The 23,248-nt window shown below is 45.8% G+C and carries 20 protein-coding genes and 1 riboswitch; of the genes, 4 read left to right on the plus strand and 16 right to left on the minus strand.

Going from position 1 to position 23,248, the window contains the following annotated elements:
• Positions 1 to 40: 40 nt before the first annotated feature.
• The 14 genes from AC2UZJ_RS04800 to AC2UZJ_RS04865 all read right to left on the minus strand — a co-directional run bounded on the left by AC2UZJ_RS04800 (position 41) and on the right by AC2UZJ_RS04865 (position 14,568).
• Complete coding sequence (locus AC2UZJ_RS04800; protein ID WP_486948991.1) at positions 41 to 2,068, minus strand: UvrD-helicase domain-containing protein; 2,028 nt, start codon at positions 2,066 to 2,068, stop codon at positions 41 to 43.
• Positions 2,069 to 4,147 carry a primosomal protein N' gene (locus AC2UZJ_RS04805; protein WP_486948992.1) on the minus strand — a complete coding sequence of 693 codons (2,079 nt, stop codon included), beginning with the start codon at positions 4,145 to 4,147 and terminating at the stop codon, positions 2,069 to 2,071.
• Between the two features lie 8 nt (positions 4,148 to 4,155).
• Positions 4,156 to 5,235 (minus strand): uroporphyrinogen decarboxylase, encoded by a 1,080-nt coding sequence (hemE, locus tag AC2UZJ_RS04810; protein WP_486948993.1) that lies wholly within the window; start codon positions 5,233 to 5,235, stop codon positions 4,156 to 4,158.
• Between the two features lie 32 nt (positions 5,236 to 5,267).
• Positions 5,268 to 6,023: a hypothetical protein gene (locus AC2UZJ_RS04815; RefSeq protein ID WP_486948994.1), complete on the minus strand. Its 756-nt coding sequence runs from the start codon at positions 6,021 to 6,023 to the stop codon at positions 5,268 to 5,270.
• A 194-nt stretch (positions 6,024 to 6,217) separates the two neighbouring features.
• Positions 6,218 to 6,640, minus strand: a complete 423-nt coding sequence (locus AC2UZJ_RS04820) for a F0F1 ATP synthase subunit epsilon (protein ID WP_486948995.1) — start codon at positions 6,638 to 6,640, stop codon at positions 6,218 to 6,220.
• 19 nt (positions 6,641 to 6,659) lie between these two features.
• Entirely contained in the window at positions 6,660 to 8,078 is a 1,419-nt protein-coding gene (atpD, locus tag AC2UZJ_RS04825) for a F0F1 ATP synthase subunit beta (protein WP_486948996.1), read from the minus strand.
• Between the two features lie 47 nt (positions 8,079 to 8,125).
• Positions 8,126 to 9,040 (minus strand): F0F1 ATP synthase subunit gamma, encoded by a 915-nt coding sequence (atpG, locus tag AC2UZJ_RS04830; RefSeq protein ID WP_486949266.1) that lies wholly within the window; start codon positions 9,038 to 9,040, stop codon positions 8,126 to 8,128.
• A 63-nt stretch (positions 9,041 to 9,103) separates the two neighbouring features.
• Positions 9,104 to 10,645 (minus strand): F0F1 ATP synthase subunit alpha, encoded by a 1,542-nt coding sequence (gene atpA / locus AC2UZJ_RS04835; protein WP_486948997.1) that lies wholly within the window; start codon positions 10,643 to 10,645, stop codon positions 9,104 to 9,106.
• A gap of 36 nt (positions 10,646 to 10,681) precedes the next feature.
• Positions 10,682 to 11,218, minus strand: a complete 537-nt coding sequence (locus tag AC2UZJ_RS04840; protein ID WP_486948998.1) for a F0F1 ATP synthase subunit delta — start codon at positions 11,216 to 11,218, stop codon at positions 10,682 to 10,684.
• A gap of 14 nt (positions 11,219 to 11,232) precedes the next feature.
• Positions 11,233 to 11,703 (minus strand): F0F1 ATP synthase subunit B, encoded by a 471-nt coding sequence (locus AC2UZJ_RS04845; RefSeq protein ID WP_486948999.1) that lies wholly within the window; start codon positions 11,701 to 11,703, stop codon positions 11,233 to 11,235.
• 146 nt (positions 11,704 to 11,849) lie between these two features.
• Positions 11,850 to 12,092, minus strand: coding sequence for a F0F1 ATP synthase subunit C (gene atpE / locus AC2UZJ_RS04850; protein ID WP_077734422.1), 243 nt, complete (start codon positions 12,090 to 12,092; stop codon positions 11,850 to 11,852).
• A gap of 108 nt (positions 12,093 to 12,200) precedes the next feature.
• Complete coding sequence (gene atpB / locus AC2UZJ_RS04855) at positions 12,201 to 13,082, minus strand: F0F1 ATP synthase subunit A (protein ID WP_486949000.1); 882 nt, start codon at positions 13,080 to 13,082, stop codon at positions 12,201 to 12,203.
• A gap of 40 nt (positions 13,083 to 13,122) precedes the next feature.
• Positions 13,123 to 13,569, minus strand: a complete 447-nt coding sequence (locus tag AC2UZJ_RS04860; RefSeq protein WP_486949001.1) for an ATP synthase subunit I — start codon at positions 13,567 to 13,569, stop codon at positions 13,123 to 13,125.
• Positions 13,570 to 13,791: 222 nt separating this feature from the next.
• Positions 13,792 to 14,568, minus strand: a complete 777-nt coding sequence (locus AC2UZJ_RS04865) for an enoyl-CoA hydratase (protein WP_486949002.1) — start codon at positions 14,566 to 14,568, stop codon at positions 13,792 to 13,794.
• Positions 14,569 to 14,599: 31 nt separating this feature from the next.
• Here AC2UZJ_RS04865 and AC2UZJ_RS04870 point away from each other — a divergent pair, with 31 nt between their 5' ends.
• The 4 genes from AC2UZJ_RS04870 to ttcA are packed head-to-tail and all read left to right on the plus strand — an operon-like array spanning position 14,600 to position 18,473.
• Complete coding sequence (locus AC2UZJ_RS04870; RefSeq protein WP_486949003.1) at positions 14,600 to 16,375, plus strand: M61 family metallopeptidase; 1,776 nt, start codon at positions 14,600 to 14,602, stop codon at positions 16,373 to 16,375.
• Positions 16,347 to 17,117, plus strand: coding sequence for an SDR family oxidoreductase (locus AC2UZJ_RS04875; protein WP_486949004.1), 771 nt, complete (start codon positions 16,347 to 16,349; stop codon positions 17,115 to 17,117). Before AC2UZJ_RS04870 ends, AC2UZJ_RS04875 begins: the two co-directional genes overlap by 29 nt.
• A gap of 19 nt (positions 17,118 to 17,136) precedes the next feature.
• A complete protein-coding gene (locus AC2UZJ_RS04880) occupies positions 17,137 to 17,538 on the plus strand; it encodes a dihydroneopterin aldolase (protein ID WP_486949005.1) in 402 nt (133 codons plus the stop codon).
• An 8-nt stretch (positions 17,539 to 17,546) separates the two neighbouring features.
• Complete coding sequence (ttcA, locus tag AC2UZJ_RS04885; protein WP_486949006.1) at positions 17,547 to 18,473, plus strand: tRNA 2-thiocytidine(32) synthetase TtcA; 927 nt, start codon at positions 17,547 to 17,549, stop codon at positions 18,471 to 18,473.
• Here ttcA and AC2UZJ_RS04890 read toward each other — a convergent pair.
• Both AC2UZJ_RS04890 and metH read right to left on the minus strand, forming a co-directional pair.
• On the minus strand, positions 18,463 to 19,230 hold the full coding sequence (locus AC2UZJ_RS04890) for a helix-turn-helix transcriptional regulator (protein WP_486949007.1): 768 nt from the start codon (positions 19,228 to 19,230) through the stop codon (positions 18,463 to 18,465). The genes ttcA and AC2UZJ_RS04890 overlap by 11 nt on opposite strands.
• A gap of 19 nt (positions 19,231 to 19,249) precedes the next feature.
• Positions 19,250 to 23,032, minus strand: coding sequence for a methionine synthase (gene metH, locus AC2UZJ_RS04895; protein ID WP_486949008.1), 3,783 nt, complete (start codon positions 23,030 to 23,032; stop codon positions 19,250 to 19,252).
• Between the two features lie 62 nt (positions 23,033 to 23,094).
• Positions 23,095 to 23,207, plus strand: a riboswitch (cobalamin riboswitch).
• The last annotated feature ends 41 nt before the right edge of the window (positions 23,208 to 23,248 follow it).

A 23,248-nucleotide genomic window follows, 5' to 3' on the forward strand; every position in this document is an offset into this window, starting at 1 on the left:
GAAAAGCAAGCCATGTAATTGAACATGGCTTTTTTATTATCTATGGGTTTTTTTTCAATAGTTCCTTCAGCATAGACAAACGTTCTTTGGGGCTCACATGAGCAGTTGCTGCCTCAACTATTGCTGTTTCTGCTAAGCCCATTTCAGTAATAAAACGAGATCTCTCACGCACGGTATATTCTTTACCTCGGCGTCTACGTTTGCACCAACTTAAACGTAAACTGCGTTGCGCTCGCGTAATACCCACGTACATCAGCCTACGCTCTTCTTGGATGCGTTGCGTCATTACGCTTTCTTCTTGCCCTACCGGAATGTCTTCGTCATCACGGCCTAAATGCGGCAATAGACCCTCTTCAACTCCGATCAAAAACACATGCCTATACTCTAGGCCTTTAGCAGCGTGTAAAGTAGATAAATGGACTGCATCGATTTCATCGTCTTTGTCATTACGCTCAAGCATAGTAATCAAAGCCACATGCTGTGATAGGTCTAATAAACTCATCTCATCGTATTCAGCTTTACTTTTCAACCAGTCAATCATTTCTAAGACGTTTTGCCAACGTGATAAAGCAGGCTTATCATCAAACACATCGTATAAATAGCCTTCGTAATTAATCGCTGAAACCAACTCATCTAAGACGGCAGCGCCTTCACGTCCAGTTCTCTCTGCTTTAATACGCAAACGGCTAATAAATTCCGCAAAAACTTGTAATGGTTTCAGCTGCCTAGGTGCTAATCTATGGGTAAGCGCAATCACATCAATGGCTTCAAACATAGATAATTGCTGTGCCATGGCCACCTCTCCTAGCTGCGTTAAGGTAGCCTGGCCTATGCCTCGTCGTGGCGTAGTGGCAGCGCGTATAAAGGCGGGATCATCGTCATGATTAGCAATTAAGCGTATATAAGCCAAGATATCGCGAATTTCTGCTTTATCAAAAAAACTTTGGCCACCACTCATCACATATGGAATGCGTAAATCACGCAGCTGCTGTTCAATTAAACGCGCTTGCTGATTACTGCGATACAGCACGGCAAAATCACCCCATTTACATTTACGCTCAAATTTTTCAGCCGATAAACTAATGCCTACCCACTGTGATTCTGCCTGCTCGTCATCACAATCTTTAATAACTATACCTTCACCTAAACCTAAATCTGACCAAAGTTTTTTTCCAAATACGACCGGATTATGGCCAATCACATTATTTGCTGTTTCTAAAATACGCTGTGAGGAACGATAATTTTGCTCTAATTTAATCAGCTTTAAATGGGGATAGTCTACGGCTAACTGCTGCAAATTTTCTACGGTGGCGCCACGCCAAGCGTAAATGGCTTGATCGTCATCCCCTACTGCGGTAAACATGGCTCTATCGCCCACTAGCGCTTGCACAAGCCTATACTGACAAGCATTGGTATCTTGATACTCATCCACAAGTAAATAATGCACCCGCGCCTGCCAACGAGCGCGCACCACTTCGTTTTTTTCTAAAAGCTGAGTGGGCAAGCGAATCAAATCATCAAAATCCACCGCTTGATAAGCACGCAAGGTTTCATCATAACTACGATACACCTTGGCCGATTCCGCTTGACTGGGGGTGAGTACTGCTTGGGCAGCAGCATCAGGACTCAGGAGGGCATTTTTCCATAAAGAAATATCTTGTTGTACCGCACGTAAGCGCCCTTTATCAGTGGTCGCTAAGATTTCTTGGATTATGCTTAAGCTATCATTGGAATCCATGATAGAAAACCGTGGCTTTAAGCCGGCGGCCTCAGCCTCTTCGCGTAGTATTTTTAAGCCTAAAGAATGAAAGGTGCTAACCGTTAAACCTTTAGTCATACGCTTATCAATTAAATCTTGCACGCGTTCTGTCATTTCTTTGGCCGCCTTATTGGTAAAGGTGAGCGCAATAATATGGCGGGCACTATAACCACACGATTCAATTAAATAAGCAATTTTTTGTGTAATCACCCGCGTTTTACCACTACCGGCACCCGCTAATACCAAAGCTGGCCCATCCAGATACAACACGGCTTCACGCTGTGCTGGGTTTAAGGCTAAAGAAGACATTTAAATATCCTGTGGATCCACTTCTAAGATAAATTTACAACGATGGTACTTGGCTAAAGGATCTAACTGCCCACCCCAAACTCGCAAAAAAGCTTGTAAAGCCACCCTACTTTGGCTTTCTATAAGTAGTTGTGCCCGCTCTACATTTGCCACACGCACAATGCGTAGTGGCACAGCATCGTAAAGCAACACCTTATCGCCACCTGGCATATCGGGGTGCTGCGCCCACTCTTTGGCTTGCTGTAAAAAAGCTAAAGCGGCATCGATGGATTTGGCTTCAGCAGTGATCAGAGCCAAATACGCATACGGTGGCAAACCCACCGCTTCCCTCTGTTGTAACTCATGAGTAGCAAACAACTCATAATCATGCTTTAACAGAGCTTGATAAACGGCTTGATCAGGAAAGTCGGTTTGTACTAACACAGTAGCCCCTTCACGGTGACGCCCAGCCCGTCCGGCCACCTGCATTAACTGCGCAAATAAACGCTCTGGCGCACGAAAATCTTGAGCAAACAACATGGTATCGGCATTAAGAACCCCTACTAAGGCCAAATTGCTAAAGTCATGGCCTTTAGATACCATCTGCGTACCCACTAGTATATCTACTTCACCGGCGTGCACTTGAGCAAACAAGGCTTCAGCACTACCTTTACGCCGTGTGCTATCGGCATCAATACGCAAAACTCGCGCGGTGGGAAAGCGTTCAGCTAAAAACTCTTCCACTCGTTGTGTGCCCTGCCCCATAGGCTTTAAATCTATATCACCACAGTCCGGACAGTGTTTAGCCACCGGGCTTTGTGTACCACAATGGTGGCACTGCATATAATGCCGGCGCCCTTTATGCAGTACGGCATAAGCTGAGCAATGCGTACATTCACTGAGCCAGCCGCAAGACCCGCAATGCAACACCGGGGCGTAGCCTCGTCTATTAATGAATATCAACGATTGTTGACCTGCGGCTAATACTTGCTCTAAGGCGGTAATAAACTGTGGCGATAACCCCTGTTCAAGTTGTGCCCGTCGTGTATCTACCAGTTTAATGGTGGGCAACGCCATAGCAGTGGCACGTTGTGATAATGTTAGGAGCTGATAATTGCCATTTTGGGCATGATACCAACTCTCTAAAGAAGGCGTAGCAGAACCTAAGACTACGGGTATTTGTAATTGCTGGCTGCGCCAAATCGCTAAATCACGAGCTGAATAACGCAAACCATCTTGCTGCTTATAAGAGCTATCATGCTCTTCATCCACAATAATAAGACCTAAATTTGGCGTAGGTACAAAAATAGACATGCGGGTACCTAAAAGCACCTGTACTCTACCCTTGGCTACCTGCAGCCAAGACTCCAAGCGCTTACCATCTGCTAAACCGCTATGCATCACGGCAATGCTGTAGGGTTGCCCTTCTGCATTTACCAAACGTTGGCTTAAGCTTTTTGCAAACTGTGGAGTTAAATTAATTTCAGGCACCATAAACAGCACCTGCTTACCCGTTGCCAAAACCTGTAAGGCAACCTGCATATAAGTTTCAGTTTTACCACTGCCGGTAATACCGTATAACAAGTAACGCCTAGCACCTGCTGTGATATTAGCGGCAATAGTATCTACTGCGTATTGCTGTTGATCATTTAATACAGGCGCCCTATAGCCTGCTTTTTTAACGGTTTTGGTCGTTTTAGTAGACTTAACTGCTTTTTTATTATGACGTTTTCTAAGCCGTGCTACTGGACCACCATCGGCCCGCTTCCCCGTATACGCTACAGGTTTACGCAAAGGCCCTGGTAGAGGTGGCATGACCACCTCACCTAAAGGGCGTTGGTAATAAGCTGCTGCAAAAGCGGCTAAAGCTAACCACTCTGCAGGCATGGGTGCTACATCATCTAGCACTCTTTCTATGGCCTTCACCTTTGCCGCATCAAACTCAGGCTGCTCCGGTGTTTCTATGACCATACCAATGAGTTTACGCCTACCAAAACTAACAAGTACGCGTAGCCCCACAGCCACTGGCTCAGAGTGATAGTAATCAAACAACCCAGGTAATGGCACATCTAGAGCCACTCGAAGCCAGTGTTTAGGCATATTTCGCCTTAGTTTTGGTGCATTTTAGCGCTATAACTATGCACCTCATTAACTAACACTTCAACCATCTCTGGAGGCGTAAACTGCGAAATACCATGACCAAAGTTAAACACATGCCCACTACCGGCTGTAACGGGACCAAAGTCATCAATCACACGGCGCACTTCACGACGCACCGCCTCTTCACCACCAAACATAACCATGGGATCCATGTTGCCTTGTAAGGCCACACGATTATTTAAACGCTTACGTGCGTTTGTCATGTTAACGGTCCAATCTAAACCTAAGGCATCAGCACCACATTCTACGATGTCTTCTAGCCACTGACCGCCGCCTTTGGTAAACACTACTACCGGCACACGATTGCCTTCATGGTTACGGATTAGGCCATCAACTACCTTTTTGGTGTAATGCAAAGAAAACTCTTGGAAGAGCGTATCGGCCATCACACCACCCCAGCTATCAAAAATCATTACCGCTTGAGCGCCGGCTTTGATTTGCTCGTTGAGGTATTGAATGGTGGTTTGAGCGTTAATTTCTAAAATGTGATGCACTAGATCTGGACGGCCATACATCATGCCTTTGATTAAACGGTAATCTTTGGAGCCTTGGCCCTCAACCATGTAGCAACCAATGGTCCAGGGGCTACCCGCAAAACCAATCAAAGGCACTTTGCCATCTAATTCTTTGCGAATTAAATCTACAGCATCAAACACATACTGCAATTTTGACATATCCGGCACGGTTAAACGCTTCACATCTTCTTCAGTGCGTAGTGGATGCGCAAATTGCGGACCTTCACCGTGCACAAAATCCAAACCTAAACCCATGGCATCAGGAATGGTTAAAATATCAGAAAATAAAATAGCAGCGTCTAAATCAAAACGGCGTAAAGGTTGTAAAGTTACCTCACACGCATACTCTTTGTTTTGTGCTACCCCCATAAAGGAGCCCGCTTCAGCGCGTGTGGCGCGGTACTCGGGTAAATAGCGTCCGGCTTGGCGCATTAGCCAAACCGGCGTATAGGGAACTGGCTCGCGCAACAAAGAGCGCAACAAAATATCGTTTTTAAGCTGAGGTAATGACACGACAATTCCTAAGTTATCTATGCCTGCTTTTTTTAACGGATTGATAGCTGATCTGGGCAGGCAGAAACCCGGTAAATGTCAGCATCAATATTGTGTTTACGCATAAGCTCCCAAAACGAGCGCCTATGCTTTTGGGCGGTACGCGCAGCGCGTGTAATATTGCCTTGATTACGTACTAAAGCGGCACGTATATAAGCGGTTTCAAAACGCTGCACCACCGAATTTTTAGCCTGCTGGAAAGGATGACCCTTTGAGGCATATCTAGATGCCACAGCAGCGGTATAAGCATCTAAAGAAGTGGCATCTTCTTTAAGTAAAAGCTGATTTTCTATACTTTCAGCCGCCTCTAACTGCGTAACTAAAGGCTGTGACTCATAGTGCAGCGACTTTTTAAAACGCTGCTGCAAAAGCTTAACACGAATGGGAAGCTCTGTTATGAAGTTATGATCTATGATGAAATCAGCGGCCCCCGCATCTAAAACATCTTGAATCGCGATGGGTTGTAAATTTTTTACTACAGCTAAGATAGGCGTATTTAAATAACTGCGTGCGTAGTGCAACTGGCTACGTATCCAAGATAAGTTAGTGGGACTTACCGCCACTAAAGCTAAATCATAATTTAATAGACTTACAGCCCATTGACGCAAACCTTGCTCAACAGAGTCTCCGGTTAATAGTGGCTCAAAGGCTCTGGTTTGTACCCGAATATTTTTATAGGCGCCAGCAAAACCCAACGCCCACTGGCTTGATTGATCTATTAATAATACGGTACGAGTTATACTTTGCATGGTTATCTCTCCTTAATATTATATTTCTATTTGCCTAAACATCATAGAAATATTGCTTAAGTGATACCATGCGTAATTTACGTAAAAATGCAGTGAAGGCTTAGGTAAATATACGTAATACTAAATAACTATACAAAAAACTTACACAAAAAATAGGCGCCTAATGGCGCCTATTTTTACAAGATTACATCAAATTAATGACGTGATACTTTGCTAAATCTACGTGCAGCTTCTGCTTGAGCAGCTAACATAACTAACTCAGCTTCTACGGCTGCAATATCTGCTTTACCTTTAGTATTGCGTAAAGCATCTTCGGCATGTTTACGTGCCTCAAGTGCTTTTTGCTCATCTAAATCAGCAGCGCGAATCGCAGTATCTGATAACACCGCAACCTTACCGGGCTGAACTTCGAGAATACCACCAGCAACGAAGATAAGCTCTTCGCTGCCGTCGGCTAATTCGATTTTCATGGTACCCGGACGAATGCGAGAAATCAAAGGTGTGTGCCCAGGCAAAATACCTAGCTCACCGGATTCTCCAGGTAAAACCACAAATTTGGCCTCACCAGAGAACATGGATTTTTCTGCACTAACGACGTCAACTTGAAGCATAGCCATGAATTAATCCTTAATTAGATTAGAGGTTTTTCGCTTTCTCGAAGGCTTCGTCAATACCACCAACCATATAAAACGCTTGCTCAGGCAAAGCATCACACTCGCCATCAACAATCATTTTAAAACCACGTAGTGTTTCAGCCAACGATACAAACTTACCAGGTGCACCCGTAAAGACTTCGGCTACGTGGAATGGCTGTGACAAGAAACGCTGAATTTTACGAGCGCGAGACACGATAAGCTTATCTTCTGGAGACAACTCATCCATACCAAGAATAGCAATAATATCGCGTAATTCTTTGTAGCGCTGCAAGGTTTCTTGTACGCCACGGGCTACGCTATAGTGCTCTTCACCTACAATTTGCGGATCTAACTGACGGCTTGTGGAGTCAAGTGGGTCAACCGCTGGATAAATACCTAAGGCTGCAATATCACGTGACAATACAACCGTAGAGTCTAAGTGCAAGAACGTAGTAGCAGGAGATGGGTCAGTTAAGTCATCCGCGGGTACGTATACGGCTTGAATAGACGTAATAGAACCAGTTTTAGTGGAGGTAATACGCTCTTGGAGCTTACCCATTTCTTCAGCTAGTGTAGGCTGATACCCTACTGCTGATGGCATACGACCTAATAGCGCAGAAACCTCTGTACCAGCTAGCGTATATCGATAAATATTATCTACGAAGAACAATACATCTAAGCCTTGGTCACGGAATTTTTCAGCCATGGTTAGACCAGATAGCGCTACACGTAAACGGTTTCCTGGAGGTTCATTCATCTGCCCGAACACCATGGAAACTTTAGACTCACTAATGTCTTCTAGATTAATTACGCCAGCTTCTATCATCTCGTGATAGAAGTCATTACCTTCACGCGTACGCTCACCCACGCCAGCGAACACAGATAAACCACTGTGCTGTCTAGCGATGTTGTTAATGAGCTCAAGCATGTTTACTGTTTTACCTACACCCGCACCACCAAATAGACCAACTTTACCACCCTTAGCAAAAGGGCAAACCAAGTCAATCACTTTAATGCCGGTTTCGAGTAGTTCTACTGAAGGCGATAACTCATCAAACTTAGGCGCTAACTGGTGAATAGAACGCAGCTCATCACTTTTGATCGGGCCAGCTTCGTCGATAGGACGACCTAACACGTTCATAATACGACCTAAGGTGCCTTCACCCACAGGTACAGAAATAGGCTTACCTGTGCTGGTTACGCTCATACCACGACGCAAACCATCACTGGAACCCATAGCAATGGTGCGCACTACGCCATCACCTAATTGCTGCTGTACTTCAAATATTAAATTTTCCTCGGCAAATTTTGAGGTTGCATCTGCAAGTTCGAGTGCGTCGTAAACTTTAGGGATGCTGTCGCGGGGGAACTGAATATCCACCACGGCGCCGATGCACTGAACGATGGTACCGTTGCTCATGTTTAGTCCTTGCTTAATAACGTATACGGTAAGCCTTGCGGAAATAATTAAACCGCAGCGGCTCCCCCCACAATTTCAGAAATTTCTTTAGTAATAGCCGCCTGACGAGTTTTGTTGTAAACCAACTGTAATTCGTCAATGATTTTACCGGCGTTATCGGATGCGGATTTCATAGCAACCATACGCGCGGATTGTTCTGAGGCCATATTTTCTGCTACTGCTTGATAGACCAGGCCTTCAACATAACGCTGTAAAAGCTCATCAATCACAGTTTTAGCGTCAGGCTCATAGATGTAATCCCAGCCATACTCAGATTTATTTACTTCTAAAGCCGCTTCTGCAGCCTCGTCTTTACCTTCTTGAAATGGATCCTCAAGACCTGTAGGTAAGGGTAAAAGACGAATAAATGTGGGCTCTTGTCTCATGGTGTTTACAAAGCGACTGGTAGCTAAGTAAACGGCATCAATCTTGCCATCCATGTAATCATCTAGCTGTACTTTTACTGCGCCAATTAAACGTGATAAATTTGGCTCATCGCCTAACTGGACTTCTTGTGATACTAAATTTGCACCTACGCGTACTAGGGTTGAAGCCCCTTTGCTACCCAAGGCTGTGCTTTGCACCTCCACCCCTTGTTCTGCAAATTCACGTAAACGGCTTAGTACCAAGCGAAAAATATTTGTGTTTAAACCACCACACAACCCTTTATCTGTACTAACTAACACGACTCCTACCGCTTTGAGCTTTTCGCTCTCCACCATGTAGGGGTGTGAGTACTCAGGGTGTGCTTGCATCAAGTGTGCTGCAATTTGGCGCACCTTGGCTGCATAAGGACGGCCTGCATGCATGCGTTCTTGTGCTTTACGCATTTTAGATGCAGCTACCATCTCCATGGCTTTAGTGATCTTCGTCGTGTTTTGCACGCTTTTGATCTTTGTACGAATCTCTTTAGTTCCGGCCATCACACTTTCCTGTAAAGGCATTGTTGAGCCTGCCTAAGCAGGCTCAGTCAACGTGCCTATGAATTAGAATGCGCCGTTCTTTTTAAAGTCTTCGATAGCAGCTTTCAATTCAGTTTCATCTTCTTTACTGAGTTTATTTTCATCAGTAATGCGTTTAACTAAATCAGCATTTTTACTGCGTAACGAATCTTTAAGCGCTTTTTCAAATGACAATACCTGCTCAACCTCTAGGTCATCGAAATAACCATTGTTGATAGCGAATAGAGCAACGGACATTTCCCATACGGGCAGTGTGACGTACTGAGGCTGCTTGAGTAGCTCTACAACACGACGCCCACGCTCTAACTGACGACGAGTGGCTTCGTCTAGATCAGAGGCAAACTGCGCAAAAGCGGCAAGCTCTCGGTACTGCGCCAAGTCAGTACGAATACCGCCTGACATTTTCTTCATGATGTTCGTTTGTGCAGAACCACCAACACGTGATACCGAAATACCCGCATTAATAGCAGGACGCACACCCGCGTGGAACAAGTCAGTTTCTAAGAAAATCTGACCGTCTGTAATTGAAATTACGTTAGTGGGAACGAAAGCTGACACATCACCCGCTTGGGTTTCAATTATAGGTAATGCCGTTAACGAACCGGTTTTACCTTTGACTTTACCCTCAGTAAATTTCTCTACGTACTCAGCGCTTACACGAGCAGAACGCTCTAGTAGACGAGAGTGTAAGTAGAACACATCACCGGGGTAAGCTTCACGCCCTGGAGGACGACGTAGCAACAAAGACACTTGGCGATATGCCCACGCTTGTTTAGTTAAGTCATCAAATACAATCAGTGCGTCTTCACCGCGATCGCGGAAATACTCACCCATAGTACAACCCGCATAAGGGGCTAAGTACTGCATGGCAGCGGAATCAGAGGCTGGTGCCGCCACAATAGTGGTGTATTCCATTGCGCCATGCTCTTCGAGCTTACGCAATACGTTGTTGATAGTGGATGCTTTTTGACCCACAGCAACGTAAATACATTTTACGTTTTTGCCTTTTTGGTTAATGATGGTATCTACCGCTACAGCCGTTTTACCTGTTTGGCGGTCACCAATGATAAGCTCACGCTGACCACGCCCAATAGGAACCATTGAGTCAATGGCTTTAATACCTGTTTGCAGTGGCTCATCAACGGATTGACGATCAATTACCCCGGGGGCAACTTTCTCAATCACATCAGTTTGTGCCGCATTGATTGCACCTTTGCCATCAATGGGGTTTCCTAAAGTATCAACCACACGGCCTAGTAATTCTGGGCCCACGGGTACTTCAAGAATACGACCTGTTGTTCTAACAGGGTCGCCTTCGGAAATGCCTACGTACTCACCTAAAATAACAGCACCTACGGAATCACGCTCTAAGTTGAGCGCTAGACCGAAGACGTTGTTGGGAAACTCGAGCATTTCGCCTTGCATTACATCGGATAAACCGTGAATGCGAGTAATACCGTCGGTCACGGATACCACCGTGCCTTGGGTGCGAACGTCTGTGGACACGCTTAAGCCTTCAATTCGGCTTTTTAGCAGTTCGCTGATCTCAGACGGGTTAAGTTGCATGTTCAGACTCCTGGAATCCTATAATCTGGCCTGCGATCAAGCTGCCAGTGTGTCGCGCATGCGGGCCAGCTGGGCCTGCACGGAAGTGTCTAGTACTTGGTCACCAACCATTACGCGTACACCACCGATCAAAGCAGCGTCAACGGTCACATTGGGTTTGAGTTTTAAGCCAAACTTCTTTTCGAGCCCAACAACAAGTTCGTTGATTTGCTCAGGACTTAACTCGTAGGCGCTAGTAATATGCGCCACCTCAATGCCTTCGAGTTGGTGTTTTAAAACCTCAAATTGCTCAGTAATTTCAGGCAAGAGCAATAAGCGCTCGTTGCTAATTAGCAATTCAAGAAAATTCCGCGCTTTGTCGGAAAGCGGGGTTTTCATCAGACCAGCAAAAAGCTCATAACGCTGTTGGCTAGTGAGCCCTGGTGCTGCTAGGGTTTCTCTAACCTCTGGGTGAGCGGCCACCTGAGCCATTTCGGACAACAGGGCCGACCACTGCTCTAGCGTTTCTTCATTGCGTGTAGCCGCAAATAGAGCCTCGGCGTAAGGTCTGGCAATAGTCGATAGTTCAGCCATGGCCTGCCTTCAGATTAAAGTTGAGCCTTAAGCTGCTCAAGCAGCTCGGCATGCGCTTTGGAGTCAACCTCGCGTTGCAAAATCTGCTCCGCGCCTTTCACTGCCAATACGGCCACATCGCCACGCAATGTATCGCGTAAGCGTAGCACCTCTTGGCCAGCTTCTTGTTGAGCCTGCGCAATAATGCGTGCTTTTTCCGCTTCTGCCTCGTGGCGAGCCTGTTCGATTAGCGCTGCTGCTTGCTTTTCAGCATCAGCTAAGCGCGAATGGTTATCAGACTTTGCGGATGCTTCCATCAGACTGATTCGTGCCTGAGCCTGTGCTAGGTCAGCTTTGCCTTTTTCAGCTGCAGCTAAACCATCAGCAATTTTCTGGCGACGATCATCGAGTGCTTTGGTCAAAGGTGGCCATACGAATTTCATCGTAAACCAAGCTAAGACGAAAAACACGATCATCTGAAAAAAGAGAGTCGCGTTTAAATTCACGGTCGTTTCCCTTATATACCACTCGTGTCCGGCGTAAAAGCCACCTGACACCTTCTAATCAAGCCGCTAGCGGCGCATTACAAAATAATGAGCACCGCTTACGACTGCCTGTCCGCCTTAGGGGCAGCGGCGAACCCGCGCAGCAATTAACCTACAAATGGGTTAGCAAACGCAAACAACATGGCAATACCAACACCAATTAGGAAGGCCGCATCAATCAGACCTGCTAATAGGAACATTTTGGTTTGCAATGCGTTCATTAATTCTGGCTGGCGAGCAGATGCTTCTAGGTATTTACCACCCATTAGAGCAATACCGATACTGGCACCAAACGCACCCAGACCGACGATAATACCGCAAGCAAGGGCAACGAAAGCAACGTTGGTCATGACAACTCCTTGGTTAAAAATCTTATGAGTTCAAAGTTATAAAAAAACGGCTTAGCAGAGGAATTCTGCCTCCCGGTTTTGGCGACCAGACCAAAAACCGGAATTAGATTAATGGCCTTCGTGTGCCTGACCGATATATACCAGTGTTAGCATCATGAAGATAAAAGCCTGCAAGAGTATGATTAAGATATGGAAAATAGCCCATACAGAACCAGCCAATATATGGCCAACACCCAAGCCAATGCTTGCTCCATTAAACCCTGTCCATGCACCACCTAGTAAGGCGATAAGCATAAATACTAATTCTCCGGCAAACATATTACCAAACAATCGCATACCTAATGATACGGTTTTAGCGCCGTACTCGATGAGATTGAGGAGAAGATTAAACGGTGAGAGTAATACACCTGCGATCCCACCAAAAGAGAAGGGCGCAGCAAAAAGTTCTTTTACAAATCCACCTGGCTTTTTAATTTTAATGCCGTAATAAAGCGTCAATAAAAGCACAGATAGTGACATTCCCATAGGAATGTTTAAATCAGCCGTAGGTAGTATACGGTGGTTATATAACGGATCACCCGCCTCTGCTCCCAAGCCTGTTACCTGGAATGTCCAGGGCAGCAAATCCACAGGTAGCAAGTCAAGCACGTTCATTAAGATGACCCATAAAAACACAGTCAGTGCTAATGGGGCCACATACTTACGTGAGTCATCGTTATGCACAATGGACTTAGCCTGATCTTCTACCCAGTCTACAAGCATCTCAATAGCGACTTGAAAACGGCCAGGCACACCTGTAGTGGCTGCACGCGCAGCACGGTACATAACGAAGATGGCGATAAAACCCGTTAACAACGCCCAGAAAATGGAGTCATAGTTGATAACGCTAAAATTAGCGATTACATCTTGCTTCTCACCGATGTTGTTCAAATGAACTAAGTGATGCTGTATGTAATCTGACTGAGGCGAATTAGTACTAGCAGCAGCCATCTTTAATTACCCTTGTGTTAGAGGCTTTATGAGCCCACGATTAAGGCAGCTTGCCAAAAGCAAGCAGCACTACGTATCCCTTTAAAACGCCTATTAAACCAAACAACAAAGCAGGCCAGACTAACCAGTCATGAAATTGCCAAGCCGCAAGACCTAATAAGGCAGTGGCAGTACCCAGCTTAAATGCCTCACCCCAAAAAAATGAAGTTGCATCAGCGTTACCGCCGCCTAACAAGCCTAATAGTAGCCGTAAGGCAAAAACAGCATTTGGTATAAAATAAGCTCCCGCGCCTATTACAGCGGAGCCCGCTGCATTTATACCACCTAACCACCATGAAAATAGGGTGACAACTAAAGCTAATAGTGCTTGCGCACCTAACACTTGCACAATACCCAAAGAGGATCGGCGCGCTAAGCGCTGCCTTTGCTCTGCTGTAAGTACAATGGCTTTAGTCTCTGTTTCTGTTTGATTTGCAACTGGCTGCATACTTAATACTCCCTTACAAAACCTTTAAAAAGCGCATTAAAAAAACGTAGGCCGCCAGTCCTAAGCCCATGAAGTATAGCGTTATTATTTTGCAACAAGCAAATATGTTTTGCACTGTGTGCAACAAACAACGCCAAAATCTTCATAAAAACCACCAAAAACACCATGGAAAACCCTAGCTAACGCCCCAAGCCACAAGGGTTTCACCCTATATTAAAATTATTATTTATTTTTAAACTGGGGTTGACGTTTTTCTACAAATGCAGCCATACCTTCTTTTTGATCTTCGGTAGCAAACAAAGCATGAAAGTTTCTACGTTCAAAAATCAAGCCTTCTGTTAAACCACTTTCATAAGCTCTATGAATGCTCTCTTTGGCCATCATTACAGATGGTAAAGACATAGCTGCTATGGTTTGGGCGGTATCCATGGCTTCAGCCATCAGTTTTTCAGTGGGCACAACGCGCGACACTAAACCTATAGCATCGGCCTCCTCTGCTTTAATGGTGCGGGCTGTGAGGATTAAATCCATAGCTTTAGCGCGTCCTACAGCTCGAGTTAGATGCTGCGTACCCCCATAGCCTGGCATAATGCCAAGCTTAATTTCAGGCTGACCAAAACGGGCATTATCAGCGGCAATAATAATATCGCACAGCATGGCTAATTCACAGCCGCCACCCAAGGCATACCCCGCTACTGCGGCAATCAGTGGTTTACGCAAACGGCGTAAATATTGCCAATCGCCCCCTAAGTAATCGTCGTTATACACATCGCTATAACTCCAATCTTTCATCGCCTCAATATCTACGCCAGCCGCAAAGGCCTTTCCATTACCCGTTAAAATCATCACACTGATTGCGGGATCTGCTTCAAACTTACGGACTTCTGCTGCCAACTCTGCTATCAATGCATTATTTAATGCATTTAAGGCTTTAGGACGATTTAAGGTAATTACCGCTACCTTGCCGTGGGTTTCCACTAACACTAAAGATTCACTCACACTGCCTCCGATTATTTGTAAAATGAAAACTATGACACAAGATAATGCTATTTTATATACCCTTCGTTTTGACGATCTAAACGGTCACCGCTTGCACCTAAGCCTAAGTATTCCCCAGCCAGACCCACAAGGTCAAAAACTGTTTTTGCCCGCTTGGATTCCAGGCAGCTATTTGTTACGTGATTTCAGCCGTCAAATAGAGAGCATACAGGCTTTTAATACACAAAGCGCTAAGCCTATCTGCATAACCAAAGTGGCAAATCACGAATGGCAATGCGCGCCCTGCGAGGGACCTTTAACTATTGAATACGTGGTCTATGCTTGGGATTTATCCGTACGCAGTGCACACGTAGATGATAGCCATGCTTTTTTTAATGGTACCAGTGTGTTTTTAGGCGTAATAGGTCAAGAAGAGCAGCCTTGCCAATTACACTTAACTCTGCCCGCAAATAAACCCGACTGGAAGGCATACACCAGCCTGCCTGAATCAAAAGCCACTGATGTGGGTGGAGTGTATATAGCGCCTAATTACGATGCGTTTATAGATCATCCTTTTGAAATAGGTACACCACAAGTTATTGATTTTGAAGTGTACGGTGCTAGACATGAACTGGTGTTTACTGGTGTGGCACCCAATTTAGACTTGGCTCGTATTGCTGCCGATGTAAAAAAGATTTGTGCCGCACAAATAGAACTGTTTGAGCCAGAAACCAAAAAAGTGCCATTCTTAGATAGCTCTGATCGTTATGTGTTTATGACCATGATTACTGCTGATGGTTACGGTGGTTTAGAGCATCGCAGCTCTACGGCTTTAATGACTTCACGCGCCGACTTACCCACTATCCATAGCGATAAAACAACAAAAACCAAGGGTTATCAAGATTTCTTAGGTTTAGTGAGTCATGAGTATTTTCACACTTGGAATGTAAAGCGTATTAAACCCGCTGCTTTTGCTCCTTATGATTTACTACGTGAAAACCACACCAAACTGCTTTGGGTATTTGAAGGCTTTACCTCTTACTACGATGAGCTCATGCTGTGGCGTTCTGGCGTGATTGACCAGCAAACCTTTTTAGATCGCCAAGCTAAAGTCATCAGCATGGTACAACGTACTGGCGGTAGACATAAACAATCCACTGCCGAAAGCTCTTTTGATACGTGGACACGGTTTTACAAACAAGATGAAAACTCCCCCAATGCCTTAGTGAGCTATTACAGCAAAGGGGCGTTGGTGGCATTGGCTTTGGATTTACACATACAGCATCAAAGTGATAAAAAACACAGTTTAGATGATGTGATGCGCCTAATGTGGCAACGTTACGGTGTTGATTTTTATCAAGGTAACCCAGTAGGCGTACCTGAGGATGCTATGCCTGCGCTTATAGTAGAAGCCACGGGCGTGGATTGCTCTGAGTTAATTCGTAATTGTGCCGAAGGCCGTGAAGATCCGCCTTTGAATGAGCTATTTGCTCTACATAACATCAGCCTAAAATCAAAGAAACCAAGCACTGCTCCCGTATTAAATGTACGTCTCAAAGAGCAACACATTGCCACGGTTTATGAGCATGGCGCCGCTCATGCGGCCGGTTTATCCGCCGGAGATGAGCTGGTGGCTATAGACGGTTTGCGCATTAGTTCTGCTAAGCAATTAGACACATTACTTAACGCATATACCGCCGGTGATACTGTAGCAATCCATGTGTTTCGCCGTGATGAGCTGCGTTGCTACGAAGTGCAACTAGCCGCTGCTGCTGCCGATGAATACGAATTAATTATCAATGACGACTCAAAATCAACTCCTCACTAAAACAGCCTTAGTTACTGGCGGTGCTAAACGCTTAGGCAAGGCCATTGCCTTAGCCTTAGCGAATGAAGGATGGGATATTGCCTTGCATTATCACTTTTCCGAGTGCGAAGCGCGACAAACCGCGGCTGAAGTTAAGGCGTTAGGACAACATTGCGAACTTTTTTGTGCCGATCTCCAACGCCCAGATGCTGGTAAACATCTGATGGAAGCGGTGATAGCAAGCATGGGAGTGGTGACATTATTGGTGAATAATGCCGCCCTCTTTGAATACGATAGCGCGGCTGATTTTTCAGCGGATTGTTTACAACAGCACTTAGGCACAAATTTGGTGGCTCCCCTGCAATTAACGCAAGCCTTAGCCGCACAAAAACCACAAAACTCGCCAGCTGTTGCCATAAATATGCTGGATCAAAAGCTTTGGGGCTACAATCCTGACTTTTTCTCTTATACCTTGTGCAAAGCGGCGTTAAAATCAGCCACTATTATGATGGCTCAAGCTTTAGCGCCTCATGTACGAGTAGTAGGTGTTGCGCCCGGCTTAACCTTACCTAGCCATTTACAAAGTGCTGAAGACTTTGAGCGTACGCATAAATTGTCACTCTTAGCGCAAAGCAGTAGTGCTGATGATATTTGTAACACTGTGCTTTACGTAGCAAATACACCCAGCATTACTGGTAGTTTTATCGTGGTGGATGGCGGCCAACATCTGCTTGGCTTACAGCGTGACGTTAGCCTACTTTAATTTTGGATATATTTGTTTTATGATTTCCAGCTCTACCCCTAGCCACACCTCTATTCCTACGCCTACGGTACGTCGTATTTTTTTCGAAAAACTCACGGTAGGCGCGCGCATTGGCATCTTAGAGCATGAATTGCGAGCCACACAGCCTATTTATATTGATGCCGAATTTGATACGGTTGTGGACCAGCCCAGCGATGATAATCACATAGAGACCGTGCTGGATTACAGGCAACTGCGCCAAACCATTTTGGACTGCTGCTTAGCACAACACGTTAATTTATTAGAAACCCTCATAGAGCACACTGCCCACACCTTATTAGCACAATTTCCTAGCGTAATACGCGTGCGTTTACGCATTAGCAAACCCGAAGCCTTTGCTGACTGTGATGCCGTTGGCATTGAAATTGAACTACACCGTTAACTCTACTTATGTCCAACACAAGCAAATTTCTCACTCAAGCTGAACTCAAACAAAAACACGAAAACAATAAACTAGAAAAACGTTTATTACGTGAAACCGGTCGGGCCATTGGTGACTTCAATATGATTGAAGATGGCGATAAAGTCATGGTGTGTTTATCAGGTGGTAAAGACTCCTATGGGCTGCTAGACATTCTACTCAAGCTCAAAGCCCGTGCACCTATTCAATTTGATATTGTGGCGGTCAATCTAGATCAAAAACAACCGGGCTTTCCCGATCATATATTGCCTGAGTACTTAGAAAGTCTAGGGGTGGATTATCACATAGAAACGCAAGACACTTACTCTATCGTTAAGCGCGTTATTCCAGAAGGCAAAACCTATTGCTCCTTATGTTCACGACTGCGTAGGGGAATTTTATATCGTGTAGCCAATGAGCTAGGGGCGACGAAAATTGCACTGGGTCATCATCGCGACGACATCATCGCTACGTTCTTTTTGAATTTATTTTATGGTGGCCGTCTTAAAGCCATGCCGCCTAAGCTGCAATCTGACAACGGCGACCACATTGTGATTCGCCCTCTGGCTTATGTGGCAGAAAAAGATCTCATTGCCTACGCCAAATTACGCGAATTTCCGATTATTCCGTGTAATTTATGTGGCTCACAAGAGAATTTGAAACGCCAAGAAGCCAATCGTATGATTGCTGAATGGGATAAGAAATTTCCAGGCCGCACCTGGAATGTCTTTGGCGCCCTAAATGATGTGGTGCCTTCGCACCTCATGGATAGAAAGCTGTTTGATTTTGAAGGCTTAAGCCTCACCGGAGAAGAAAACCCCGACGGTGATACCGCCTTTGATATGCCCTTTGAAGAAGCCAAATCACAGCCTGAGCCTAAAGCGCGTACTATTGCTATTACCCCGCTTAAGGCTTAGGCAATAACATCACAAGCTTGCAATCATCACGGATGGCTAAACGAAAGGTAAACTGCTGAAAGATCACCCGCCCTTGTTGCGGGTGATTGAATTCGCGTACGCCACCTTCGCGCTCGGTGACCGTTTGGCGCCCCCACCACTGGGTAAATAAAGGGCTGTGCTCTTGCAGCTCTACCACTAAGGCGCGCACTTCAGGCTCATCTATGTGCGAACCCACATCGGCTCTGAACTCACCCACCACGCGGCGTGCACGCTGCTCCCAATCCACTACCAAGCCCCGCGCAGCCGGATCTAAGAAGATATAACGCAATAAATTGGGTTTAGTACTGTTATCGGGCCAACCATCAAACAGCTCTACCAATGGCGTATTACGCGCCAGTACATTCCAACTACGATCTAATATATAAGCCGGTGCGGCAATATGATCCACACAATCACTCAACCCTTGAGGCAAAGGCTTTAAAACGGCAGTATTACTTTCTGGATCGGTGCAACCCGCTAAATCAAATAAATACCTACGCTCTGCAGGTGTGAGTTTTAATGCTTTGGCTAAACGAGCACACACAGCTGGAGAAATAGACACATCACGCCCCTGCTCTATCCAGGTGTACCACGTCAGGCTGATAGCACAAAGCTGCGCCACCTCTTCGCGGCGTAAACCGGGTGTGCGTCGGCGCGTACCCGCCGGCAAGCCCCAATCTTGGGGCTGCACGTGAGCACGTGCCTCACGAAGAAAATTGCCTAGCACTTTACGCATGCCTTATATCAAGCGTTTATTATTTATCACGTAAAGCAAAGGCTAAGGCACGGCGCACCTCAGACTCTTCGCGGCCACTACGCGCAATGAAATCCGCCAGCTGATCTTCACCAATGTCACCCACACTGAAGTATTGAGACTCAGGGTGACTAAAGTAAAAACCCGACACGCTAGAAGCCGGATGCATAGCTGAGCCCTCAGTTAAAAACATCTCAATATCCTCACAGCGCATCACGCGGAACATATCCTCTTTGACAGTATGCTCTGGACAAGCCGGATAACCCGGTGCCGGACGTATACCTTGATACTTTTCACGTACTAAGGCTTCATTATCTAAGTCCTCATCCGGCGCATAGCCCCATAAATCTTTACGCACTCTGGCATGTAAACATTCGGCAAAACCTTCAGCAAATCGATCACCTAAGGCTTTGAGCATAATATCGGAATACACATCACCTTCAGCTAAGAAACGCTTAGAATGCTTTTCTATATCTAAGCCACCGGTCACAGCAAACATACCTATGTAATCAGCAATGCCCGTTTCTTTTGGGGCGATGTAATCGGCTAAGCATTTACTGTCTACGCCAGCGCGTTTTTCTGTTTGCTGACGTAAGCCACGCCACGTAAACAACACCTCGGTGCGACTTTCATCAGTATAAATTTCAATGTCATCGTTATTAACGGTATTAGCCGGATAAAAAGCAATCACGCCATTGGCACGTAACCAGCGACCATCGATAATTTTCTTTAGCATGGCTTGGGCATCAGCAAAGAGTTTTTTCGCTTCTTCACCTACCACCTCATCTTCTAAGATTTTGGGGTAACGGCCAAATAAACTCCAGGTTTGGAAAAAAGGCGTCCAGTCCACGTAATTCAAAATATCGCTTAAATCGTAATTTTTAAATAAACGTCTACCAATAAATTTAGGCTTTGGTGGTACGTAATTGCTCCAATCAATTTTCGGTGCGTCCGCTCGGGCTTGCTCTATAGATATCAGCGGCGTGTGCTGACGATTAGCGTGGCGCTCACGCACTAAATCATATTCTTTACTTAAGGCTTCTAAGTAAGGCGCACGTGCTTCTTCAGACATCAGCTGCGTAGCCACCCCTACGGAGCGACTGGCATCAGGCACATAAATCACCGGCCCATCGTAATTTGGGGCAATTTTTACGGCAGTGTGTACACGGCTGGTGGTCGCTCCCCCTATCATTAACGGAATATCATGCTCTTTAAAGTAGGGGTCACGCTGCATCTCAGATGCCACATAGGCCATTTCTTCAAGACTTGGCGTAATTAACCCCGATAAGCCCACGATGTTGGCTTTGACTTCTTTGGCTTTGGCTAAAATCTCGGCACAGGGCACCATCACGCCCATATTTTCCACATCAAAATTATTGCATTGCAACACCACATCAACGATGTTTTTACCAATGTCGTGCACATCACCTTTAACGGTAGCAATCACGATTTTACCCTTGGAGCGCACATCGCCTCCGGCGGCTTCGATTTGGCGTTTTTCCTCTTCAATAAAAGGCACTAGGTGATTAACCGCTTGCTTCATCACGCGGGCTGACTTCACCACCTGCGGTAAAAACATCTTACCTTCACCAAATAAATCGCCTACCACGTTCATGCCGTCCATGAGAGGGCCTTCAATAACCTCAATAGGTCTACCCCCACGATCAGCGATTTTTTGACGTACCTCTTCGGTGTCTTCCACAATAAAAGAGGTAATACCATGCACTAAGGCATGCGCTAAGCGGCCTTCTACGTCTTGCTCACGCCACGACAGATCTTCTTCACGCTTTTTACCATCCCCTTTAACGTTTTCCGCGAGTTCTACCAAGCGCTCGGTATTCGTACGGTCATCATCAGGGTCTATTTTGGCAAGAGGTGGGTTGCGGTTTAGCATTACGTCTTCCACCATATCGCGTAGAACCGGATCAATATCGGCATACACACCTAACTGACCCGCATTCACAATGCCCATCGTTAAACCTTCACGAATAGCGTAGTACAAGAATACGGTATGAATAGCCTCACGCATGGCTTCATTACCACGGAAGGAGAAACTGACGTTAGAAATCCCCCCAGAAGTACGCGCATGTGGCAAATTTTTATTAATCCACGTAATGGCATTAATAAAATCTAAGGCGTAGTTATTATGCTCTTCTAAACCGGTGGCTACGGCAAATACGTTAGGATCGAAGATAATGTCTTCGGGTGGAAAGCCCACCTCATTGACTAGAATATCGTAAGCACGACCACAAATCTCTACACGGCGCTCGTAGTTATCGGCTTGCCCTACCTCATCAAAGGCCATCACCACGGCGGCGGCACCGTATTTTTTACATAGCTTAGCGTGCTCAATAAACTCGGCCTCGCCTTCTTTCATGGAAATGGAGTTCACAATGGCTTTGCCCTGCACACACTGCAGACCGGCTTCAATTACTGACCATTTTGAGCTATCAATCATGATAGGCACTCTAGAGATATCGGGCTCAGAAGCAATCAGATTGAGGAAACGCGTCATGGCGGCCTCAGAATCCAACATGGCTTCATCCATGTTGATATCAATAATTTGTGCCCCATTTTCTACTTGCTGACGGGCTACTTCTAAGGCCTCCTCATACTGTTCGTTTTGTATAAGGCGTAAAAAGGCTTTACTGCCGGTGACGTTAGTGCGCTCACCTACGTTAATAAACAAACTGTCTTCATCAATGTTTAAGGCTTCTAACCCAGACACTCGTGTTTTGAGTGGTACAGTAGGCACTTCACGACGTGGTAAATCCTTCACCTGCTCTACAATAGCGGCGATGTGCTCAGGCGTAGTACCACAACAGCCGCCCACCATATTCACTAAGCCGGATTCCGCAAACTCTTGCAATAAACCGGAGGTATCGGCAGGACTTTCATCAAAGCCAGTTTCCGCCATGGGATTTGGCAAACCCGCATTGGGATACACGCATAGGTAGCTATCACAAATCTTTGATAACTCAGCAATGTACGGGCGCATTAAGGCCGCACCCAACGCACAGTTCAGCCCAATGGTTACAGGACGCGCATGACGCACAGAGTTCCAGAAAGCCTCTACCGTTTGGCCGGACAAAATACGACCTGAGGCATCGGTTACTGTGCCTGAAACCATTACCGGTAAACGTATACCGCGCTCTTCAAATACAGTTTCTACCGCAAAAATAGCGGCTTTGGCGTTTAGCGTATCAAAAATGGTTTCGATGAGGATAATATCGACTTCACCATCAATAAGCCCATTCAACTGCTCCGTGTAGGCATCACGCAGTTGCGCAAAAGTAACGTTGCGCACGGAAGGATCGCTAACATCAGGTGAAATAGACGCGGTTTTGGGTTGCGGCCCTAAGACGCCAGCCACATAACGCGTATCGCCTTTGGTATTAAACTCATCACAGACTTTACGGGCAATACGAGCGGCCTCCACATTAAGCTCATAGCCCAAGTCGTACAGCTCGTAATCACCCTGCGCCACCACCGTGGCACCAAAGGTATTGGTACAGATTACGTCTGCCCCCGACTCTAAGTACTCGCGATGGATGGTTTCAATAATATCGGGACGCACTAAAGACAACAGCTCGTTATTGCCACGTACATCACGGTGGTGCGCTTTAAAACGCTCACCACGAAAGTCCTCTTCAGTGAGTTTGTATTGCTGGATCATGGTACCCATAGCACCGTCTAAAATAACAATACGCTCGCCTAAAAGACGCACAAAATCAGCAGCTCGGGTATAGCTAGATAACGGATAAGGGGCAACAGGGTAAGACACGGTTCACTCCAGCAAAAGATAAATTGACATAACAGCGCTCTAATTGTAGCCTTTTAGGCGCTAACTCTCATAGAAATCACAGTTATATACAGGAAAGGCCAAAAAGCCTACTGCCCCCGCAACGGTAATCAGACACTGTCTCTAGTCCGGAACTGGCTGTGATTTCTACCTACATTAATTGAAGTGCGGGGACGCACTTCCCACAGGTACTCACAA

It is taken from the genome of Paenalcaligenes sp. DL 309 (assembly GCF_057475285.1).